Below are 8,927 nucleotides of genomic sequence, written 5' to 3'. Positions count from 1 at the left end.
CCTACGGAAAATCAGGCTTTTGTAGTTTCGGGGCAACCACGGGGGGATTGCCCCTACGGAAAATCAGGCTTTTGTAGTTTCGGGGCAACCACGGGGGGATTGCCCCTACGGAAAATCAGGCTTTTGTAGGGGCGGTGCCCCCGTGCCCGCCCTCACCCACAGATGATTTCATGGGTATTTCAGGCATCGGGGCAACCACGGGGGGTTTGCCCCTACAAGAGAATGAAACCGCCCTGCCACATTAGGGCATTCTCACTTTCTGATATCCAATGAAAGCCAATTTACTGCTGATTGCAAGCTTATAGACGGCAATAGCAGCATTTAGAAAACCAGTTTTTGAGATGTTTCGGATTAATTAAATAAGCGTGCGAAGTGCGACCAGGATTTGGTATCAGATGAAAGCAACTTGAGTTAAATGATGACATAATCTTCGCCCAAAACAACTTGATTGACCTGTGGTTCCGGCTCTATTGGGTCGCTGTAATGAGTCTCAATGTGTTGGATGAAACTTTCCCGATAAGCTTTGAGATGCGAGTTAAGTGCTTCGATATCCTGTTCTCCTGTCGCGTAACCCCTCTCTTTTCGGAAGTGACCGGATTCCTTAACAAAAGCCATGTCTACTTGCCACAAAGCCTTATCAATCGGGCGATAGGACAAATCAACAATATCGTAAGCTGCAAATCCTTGAGACTTCATAAAACTCATTACCTCATACATCTGACCAAACAAAGTAACTTCTACAATTACATATTCAGTCTGCTGCAAAATCTCAGTTGCTCCCGCTAAAACATTTAATTCCTGTCCGTCTACATCAACTTTAATTAAATACGGGCCTGGCAAATTTCTTTCCCTGCATATTCCATCCAGCGTAATTGCTGGTATGTTTCTCAAATAAGGATCGCTGCTGTCAGTAACGCGATTTTCAGAAAGTGAAGAATGCACCATACCGGGACTGACGTTGAGGGTGAAAACTCCCGATTGTTTGCTCGCGGCTGCAATAATGTATTCTGCACTTTTGAGCTTGCGGCAAATTTTGGCTAGATAAGGTTCATTTTCGGCTATCGGCTCAATTAGCAAATGTCGCGAATCGGGGAAAGTTTCGTAAAGGTTAAAAGTTCCCAATGCGGCACCGACATCAATCACAGTTCTTGGTTGAAAACCTAACTTTTTAGCCAGCAGCAAGCTGCCTGACATCGAGTTTCTGAGAATTCCTGTTTGTTGTTGGCTCACAATTTTTTCCAGATTTCAATGTGGATATAATTAATATTATGTCTTGCAGCAGAGTTATTGTATGTCCGAATAAAGAAACGAAGCAATGGCAAACCTCCGCGATTGCTTCCCTGCGGATCGCAATGACAGAAATAGGTTTCAACTGAGATATTGCACCATTCTCAATCAGTTTTTTAGGAATAGGCATCTTGCCTGTTCCACGAGTAAATTTTCTTGTGGAACAGGCCGGAAAGCCTGTTAAGCGAGAATGGTGCAAGATGTGAGTTTCAACCCAACCTGCTATTATTTCGTGGATTTCTGCGCTTTGTTTTCCGGTTCTACAGATTGCAAAGCTTCGTCGAGAATTGCCCGTGCTTCTTCGGCTTTACTTCTAGCTTCTCGATAGCGGACATTAGCTTGAGCGAAGTTTTTGAGAACCTTGAAACCATCTTTCAAACGACCAATTTCCTCGGCAGTCACAGCCTCATCTGTAAACAAAATGTCGATCGCCGCCCGGATTTTGAGTGCTTCTTCGCGGGATTCCATGACTTTCAATTTGAGACTTGCCAAATTGCTCAAAATCTGCACGGCTTCAGTAATCGCGTCCTCGCCGTCAGACGCAGCATCTTCGATATCCTTAACTTCAACAAACTGCTTGGGCCCAAATCCCTCCACGAGTTCCGTAGGCAGCTTGCCCTCATCCATGAGATCCATCAGCCGATCCATCGCTTCTTCCCGGGCTTTGGCTGAATCTTTCCCCTTGACAGTTAAAATAATTTCGGGGCTTTGAGGAAGTGTATAGCGAACCATATTTTGACAGCCTGTGCGCGAAAACAATTGAATGATATTTTATCTTTATTTGATCGCCAGTTGCAGCTATCAATCTGCTCCATTACCAACCGCTTGCCAAAACTTGACACATATATAGCAATCCTCAGTGAGTCGTAAATTTTTTACCCCACCCCAACCCTCCCCGAACTCGCTCGCTTGGGAGTAAGAAATTCACAAATGATGCGAGGATTGCTATATACACTCAAAAGGAACCCTCGACAATGAAAGATAAATTTCTTAACTTTCTCAACTTGCTTTTAGTAGCTGATGTGTTTTTCGTTTTTGCCATTTTTGGGTGGTTTGTGATCGCAGTAGCAGGTCGATCGACCGGGGTGAATCTCGGTTTTGATTTGTGGTACAGTCTGTGGCAGCCCGTATTTAATCCCGCCCTGGGAATTCTTATGGGCGGTGCTATTCTCAGCGGTATAATTAACCAAGTTTCTAAACGCCTCAATCCCAAGTAAAATTGATGTTTTGTTGGAGACGGTGATTGGCGATCGTACTTAGTTGCCGATCGAACTTGTGGAATGCTTCAGAGATGAGGCACTCAATTAGGTCGATGAAGCTTGAAAATACATAAGTAGTCAAAAACGAGTGAAACGCTCCCCAAAGGAGCGATATCTTATCAAAGCAATCACAAAAGTTATGATAGCTTTACATTCTGTTACAGAGTAAAGTTTATTTTCGCCTACCTATTTACGTCAAAAATCAGGATTGGACGATCGGGATCTAAAAATATCAACTCATGTTCTAAGGAACAAAAGTCGGGCATTATGGGAGAACAAAAATGTATCGGTATCCTCACTAGCGGGGGTGACTGTGCAGGCTTAAACGCAGTTATTCGAGCCGTTGTCTACCGCGCAACGGGAACTTACAATTGGAAAGTGATGGGGATTCGTCAAGCCACCAACGGATTGATGAGTCGTCCCCCTGAAGCAATTCCCTTGGATATTGAGAAAGTAGACTCGTGGCTCACCATTGGCGGTACGATGCTAGGTACGACAAATAAGGGCGACCCTTTTGCTTTCCCGATGCCGGATGGGACTCTACGCGATCGTACTGAGGACATTATCGAAGGCTATCATCAACTAGGTCTGGATGCCTTAATTGGCATTGGTGGCGATGGCAGTCTCGCCATTCTCAGGAAGATTGCTCAACACGGCAATTTGAATTTAGTGGCTATTCCTAAAACAATTGATAATGATGTGGGAATTACCGAGCGTTCCATCGGTTTTGATACTGCGGTCAATATTGCGACTGAAGCACTCGATCGCTTGCATTTTACTGCGGCAAGTCACAGTCGCGTCATGATTGTTGAAGTCATGGGACGCGACGCGGGACATATTGCGATCAGTGCCGGAATTGCTGGGGGAGCTGATATAATTCTGATTCCCGAAATCCCTTACAAAATTTCCCAAATCTGCGCCCAAATCCAAGAACGCCAAGACCGGGGAAAAAACTACTGTTTAATTATAGTAGCGGAGGCAGTTCGCACTGAAGAAGGCGAGTTAGTAATGCACACAAATCGCTTAGGTCAAAGTCGATTAGGCGGAATTGGTCAGTATTTAGCTGATACAATTTCTGAGTGCAGCGGTGCAGAAACTCGCGTCACTGTTTTGGGACATATTCAACGCGGAGGAACTCCTTCATCGTTAGAAAGATTAGTTGCTTCTGCTTTTGGCGTCGCAGCAGTTGATTTAATTGCCGAAGAGAAATACGACTGCATGGTATCTTGGCAAAAGCGGGAAGTTGTGAGCGTTCCTCTGGAAGATGCGATCGCCAAATACAGACCTGTAGACTTCGATGGTACTCTGGTTAAAACGGCTCGCGGTTTAGGGATTTGTCTGGGAGACTAAACAATTACCCGTCCGATTTCTTAAAGGTTTAGTCGGGGACGCACTCAGAACCACAAAACAGGGTTAACCAAGACTGAGGGTTTTAAGCCAGTGTATGGTCGTAAAAAAAACCAAGGTGATGACCGGCCGTGCTTCCAGGACTAAGATTAACCTGGAAGTAGTGGCGTTTCAACTATGATTAGTGTACCTTGCAATTAGTTCCGAGCGAGTATCGACCCAGAGCGCGATCGCACTCGGAACTACCAAATACCGCAACAAGTGGAAAGGTGAGAAATTGACACCATTTACTACACAAATTAGAGTGCGCCATTACGAAATGGACGCCCTCGGTCACGTCAATAATGCTGTCTACCAGCATTATTTAGAACACGCTGCGATCGAACATTTAGAACATTTGGGATTTACTCTCGATCGCTACCGGGAATTGGGCGGCGTCTTTGTAATGCGGCGGATAGAGATTGACTATTTGCGATCGGCAGCCGCGGGCGATCGATTGGAGATATCCACTTGGATCGAACAAATGCGCGGCCCGCGCGCTGTCCGCCGCTACGAAATTCGCTTGGCTGGAAGTGACGAAATATTGTTAAAAGCCGAGGCGCTTTGGGTTTGGGTTGAAGTTACCACCATGCGCCCGCGAGCAATTCCCAAACAAATAATTGATATTTTTGAATCACAATCTCAAGCATTACCAACCTAGAGAAAAAATCAACTATTATATTTGCAAAATCATGTAAAAATCTCTTGGTTTGTAGTGACGGCTTCAGTCCTTCATTCCCCCTTTGTAGAAGTACAAAAAGTTGATTGTCGCCCGGGCCGGAAATCCCGATCGCAAAAAGTCGGATCGCCCGCCTGCCAGTTTGGATGCCACAGAGGTACGATGGAATAGAGGGAGGGAGGCCAAGCCCGGTAAGGTTAAGCTTGGCGACAATACCCAGAGGAAGGGAAAAATGACACTTAACTTGCGGCGACCGATTTTGATAGGCGGAATAGGACTTTCAGCAGCGCTGTGGCTGCTGGAAACTCTACAGCATTCGGGTTCAGAAATGGGCGAAACGGCACTCATCGGCTTGGCTGCTGCCGGTGCGGGGTATTGGTGGTGGAAGCAACAATCCCCCAAACTGGAACTCGCACTCCCGCAACCCCTGGCGAACCGGGAAGCAGCCGAAAAAGCGATCGCGGCTTCAGAAACCGCAATTAAATTGCTGGCTTCAGAAGCTCAAAACTCCGCCGATCCTGCTAATCTAACAGCAAAGCTCGATCGGCTCAGAAGCGAATTAGATAGACAAGATTTACGGATTACCGTAACAGGGGGCAAAGCTGTCGGCAAAACTGCCTTAATTCAAGTTTTAAATTCTAATTGGGCCTCTCAACACCCGCAAAAGCTTAGTTTACAAGAAACAGCAGCGCTGTTTGCTAATACAAATGCCGATGCCAAAATCAACGGTGATTTAGTGCTGTTTGTGACAGCGGGCGACATCACAGATTCCGAATTTAAAACATTATCTCAGCTAGCGTCCGCAGGTCAGCGCGTGTTGCTAGTCTGGAACAAACAAGACCAATATTTGCCAGAACAGCAGTCGCAGGTTTTGAACTCTTTGCAGCAGAAAATGCAAGGAATATTGGGGACAGAAGAGATAATTGCGATCGCAGCTTCTCCCAATTCTATTAAAGTGCGCCGACACCAAGCGGACGGCACAGTTCAAGAACGGATAGAAAATCAAGTCTCTCAACTTGAGCCACTGACGGAAAGATTGACTAAAATCTTAACGGAAGAACGGCAACAGTTGGTCTGGGCGAGTGCAGTGCGGGAGGCTGCAAGTATAAAGTTAGAGGCAAAAACCTTATTAAATGCGGTCAGGCGCGATCGGGCAATTCCCATTATCGAACAATATCAGTACATCGCCGCCGCCGCCGTCTTTACTAACCCGGTTCCAGCTTTAGACTTGCTAGCAACAACCGCCATCAGTACCCAACTCGTAATCGACCTCGGCGCCATCTACCAGCAAAAGTTTTCCTTAGACCAAGCTAAGACAGTAGCGGCAACTTTGGCAAGTCAAATGTTTAAATTGGGATTAGTAGAAATGTCTACCCAAACTATTACTGGACTGCTCAAAAGCAATGCCGTCACCTACGTAGCAGGAGGCGCGGTGCAGGGAATTAGTGCAGCATATTTTACCAGAATAGCTGGACTGAGTTTAATTGAATATTTCCAAAGTCGAGAAGGGGAAAATGCTGCAATAGGCATTTTAAATATCGACCAGTTGACTAAAACTTTGCAAGCAGTATTTACGCAAAATCAGCAAGTTTCTTTCTTGCAATCTTTCGTCAACCAAGTGGCGAGTCGCCTTTCATCTCAGGTATCTGGGCCAGAAACCGTTAAGTCGGCGGTCAATTAAGTAAAATAAAGGAACAGGCTCTTGGGCCTGTTCCACAAGACAGTTTTTTTGTTGTGGAAGAACAGGCTTTCCGGCCTGTTCCACAAGACAGTTTTTTTGTTGTGGAAGAACAGGCTTTCCGGCCTGTTCCACAAAAAAATTTTTGTTATTGTGGAAGAACAGGCTTTCCGGCCTGTTCCACAAAAAAATTTTTGTTCTTGTGGAACGGGCATCTTGCCCGTTCAATATTTTTTGGAAAACTCAAAACTAAAAAATTATAAATTTATGAAAAATTGTATTAAAATAAGAAATAGGATTTATAATTCGACGATCAATTATACCTGCTTAAAAAAGCCGATCGCCAATGGCTGACAATTCCCTTCAAGAAAATCGCTTATCTCTTGCCCGCGCCAGTTTGCGCGAATCCCTGGCGCGCTATTCCCACCTGCGCCAAGGGAAAAAAAACTCGAATAATACAGAATTAGAAGCCGCGCTGCAATATCAGTTAGATATCTTAACTTCCACCTCAGAAAAACTAGACTACAACGTCATTCGCATTGCTACTTTCGGCTTAGTCAGCCGTGGCAAGTCAGCCGTATTAAACGCGCTTTTAGGTCACAAAATTCTGCAAACAGGCCCTCTCAACGGCGTGACTCAGTGGCCGCGTTCCGTGCGCTGGAGTGTGCCTTTATCCTTCCTTGACAGCGAGGAACCCCCCCAACCCCCCCTTGCCAAGGGGGGGCTTATGGAACCCCCCCTTGCCAAAGGGGGGAAAGGAGGGGTGCAAGTAGAATTAATCGATACTCCGGGACTTGATGAAGTTGGCGGCGAAGTGCGCGGCGAAATGGCGAAACAAGTAACTCGCCAAGCTGACTTAATTCTGTTTGTCGTTGCAGGCGATATCACCAGAACTGAATATCAAGCATTGTGCGAATTGCAAACAGCTCAAAAACCGGTGATTTTAGTTTTTAATAAAATTGACCTGTATCCAGAATTAGACAGAAAAGCTATTTACAAAAGTTTGCAAGCGCTGGGAAATTCTGAAGAGCTAGCAGCCGCTGCGGTAACAGAGGAAACAGATAGCGAAAATTTGTCCGATCGCCCAAACAACTCCTCCCATAAATCTACTGTAAAATCACCGCCTAAAACTTCCAAATCTTTAGAAATAGTCATGGTAGCTGCCGAACCAGCGCCGGTGCAAGTGCGGGTGGAATGGTCTGACGGAAGAGTCAGTCACGAATGGGAGTCGCCGCCCGCGCAGATAGACGAACTAAAACATAAAATTTTGACAATTCTTAACAGAGAAGGTCGATCGCTCCTCGCTCTAAATGCTTTAGTTGAAGCTAGAGATGCCGAAGCAAACATTGCCCGTCACGTTCTCAAATTGCGACAAACAGAAGCCGAAGATTTAATCTGGCAATTTGCAAAATATAAAGCTTTGGCTGTCGGTTTAAATCCAGTGGCATTCTTGGATGTAATGGGAGCAAGTGTCGCAGATTTAGCCTTAATTCGCTCTTTATCCAGACTTTACGGCTTACCCATGACTGGTTACGAAGCCGGGAAACTTTGGCAGACTATTTTCTCCAGCGCTGGCGGCGTACTTTTGGGAGAATTGGGTAGCAGTTTTCTGTTGGGATTTGGCAAAAGTGCAGCCGCAGCGGCCCCGCACATCGGCTTTTCTACTTTTGCCGGAGTTGCTGTCACTCAAGCTAGTTTAGCAGCTTACGGAACCTACGCTGTCGGTCGTGCTGCCCAAGTTTACTTAGAAAAAGGCTGCACCTGGGGCCCCCTGGGGCAAGATACGGTAATTCAAGACATTCTCGCCACCATCGAGCGTAATACAATTATCGATCGGTTGCAGCAAGAGTTTAAAATATGACACAAACAACAGCCATTACTGAAATCATCCAAACTTTAGCAGATGTTGAATCTCGATTCAATATTACGCGAACTGAATCCGAGGAATTTTTCCCAGAATGGTATGCAGATTTACCCGAAATTACAGAAGTCGATAAAGCCGCCCTCAATTTAATTCGGCGGCGATATCTCTATCATTTAAATGATGGAATCCTTACAGAAGGAACCGTTACGCTAATCATGGGTTCGCCTCTATTGGAACGAGCGGGTTTTTACGATCCACCTTTTAAAATGATGGCTGAAAAATCTGTACAAATTCTTTTAGATGACGAGGATGATGAAGTAGAAACTCTCAAGGGACGGATTGATGTTTTAGTGATGCAAAATCAGTTTTGGGTGACACTCTTAGAGTCGAAGCGCACCACCATTTCCGTAATGTCTGCACTTCCCCAAACACTAGCATACATGACCGCCAATCCCCGCAAGGATAGACCGAGTTTTGCTGCGATGACAAATGGCAGTGAAATTGTATTCGTCAAGCTAGACTTTCAGAATCCGCCTCAATATGACTTATCAAGAATATTTTCACCTGTTCCTCTAATGAACGAACTTTATACGGTTCTTCAAGTCTTGAGAAAAATTGGTCAACTGATTGTGTAGCCCTAAAAATCTCAGTTGACTAGGGTGCGTCAATCGATTTTAGATTTTAGATTTTAGATTTTACCCACATTCCGCAGATATTTAGACAAATTTAATAGTTTTAAATTGGGAGGCATAAAGCCATGGAATCAATATATAG

General features: G+C 45.3%; 8 protein-coding genes. 6 read left to right on the top strand and 2 right to left on the bottom strand.

Features of this window, described 5'->3' with window-relative positions; genetic code table 11:
• Window positions 1-411: 411 nt before the first annotated feature.
• On the bottom strand, window positions 412-1,230 hold the full coding sequence (locus QUB11_RS30360) for an FkbM family methyltransferase (protein WP_333205028.1): 819 nt from the start codon (window positions 1,228-1,230) through the stop codon (window positions 412-414).
• 282 nt (window positions 1,231-1,512) lie between these two features.
• The gene (locus QUB11_RS30355; protein WP_333205032.1) at window positions 1,513-2,019 is read right to left on the bottom strand and encodes a hypothetical protein; all 507 of its coding nucleotides are present in this window, start codon (window positions 2,017-2,019) and stop codon (window positions 1,513-1,515) included.
• A gap of 242 nt (window positions 2,020-2,261) precedes the next feature.
• Between QUB11_RS30355 and QUB11_RS30350 the strand changes: the two genes are divergently transcribed.
• From QUB11_RS30350 to QUB11_RS30325, 6 genes are all read left to right on the top strand, one after another.
• Window positions 2,262-2,504, top strand: coding sequence for a hypothetical protein (locus tag QUB11_RS30350; RefSeq protein WP_333129419.1), 243 nt, complete (start codon window positions 2,262-2,264; stop codon window positions 2,502-2,504).
• A 309-nt stretch (window positions 2,505-2,813) separates the two neighbouring features.
• A complete protein-coding gene (locus tag QUB11_RS30345; RefSeq protein WP_333205035.1) occupies window positions 2,814-3,896 on the top strand; it encodes an ATP-dependent 6-phosphofructokinase in 1,083 nt (360 codons plus the stop codon).
• A gap of 181 nt (window positions 3,897-4,077) precedes the next feature.
• Window positions 4,078-4,593, top strand: coding sequence for a thioesterase family protein (locus QUB11_RS30340; RefSeq protein ID WP_333205037.1), 516 nt, complete (start codon window positions 4,078-4,080; stop codon window positions 4,591-4,593).
• Between the two features lie 250 nt (window positions 4,594-4,843).
• Window positions 4,844-6,292: a slr1306 family protein gene (locus QUB11_RS30335; protein ID WP_333205045.1), complete on the top strand. Its 1,449-nt coding sequence runs from the start codon at window positions 4,844-4,846 to the stop codon at window positions 6,290-6,292.
• A gap of 343 nt (window positions 6,293-6,635) precedes the next feature.
• On the top strand, window positions 6,636-8,150 hold the full coding sequence (locus QUB11_RS30330) for a DUF697 domain-containing protein (protein WP_333205039.1): 1,515 nt from the start codon (window positions 6,636-6,638) through the stop codon (window positions 8,148-8,150).
• Window positions 8,147-8,788, top strand: coding sequence for a type I restriction endonuclease subunit R (locus QUB11_RS30325; RefSeq protein WP_333205041.1), 642 nt, complete (start codon window positions 8,147-8,149; stop codon window positions 8,786-8,788). Before QUB11_RS30330 ends, QUB11_RS30325 begins: the two co-directional genes overlap by 4 nt.
• The last annotated feature ends 139 nt before the right edge of the window (window positions 8,789-8,927 follow it).

It is taken from the genome of Microcoleus sp. B6-A1 (assembly GCF_036705085.1).
Lineage (GTDB): Bacteria > Cyanobacteriota > Cyanobacteriia > Cyanobacteriales > Microcoleaceae > Microcoleus.
Note: the sequence above shows the minus strand (reverse complement) of the source record. Positions and strands in the feature narration are given on the sequence as shown.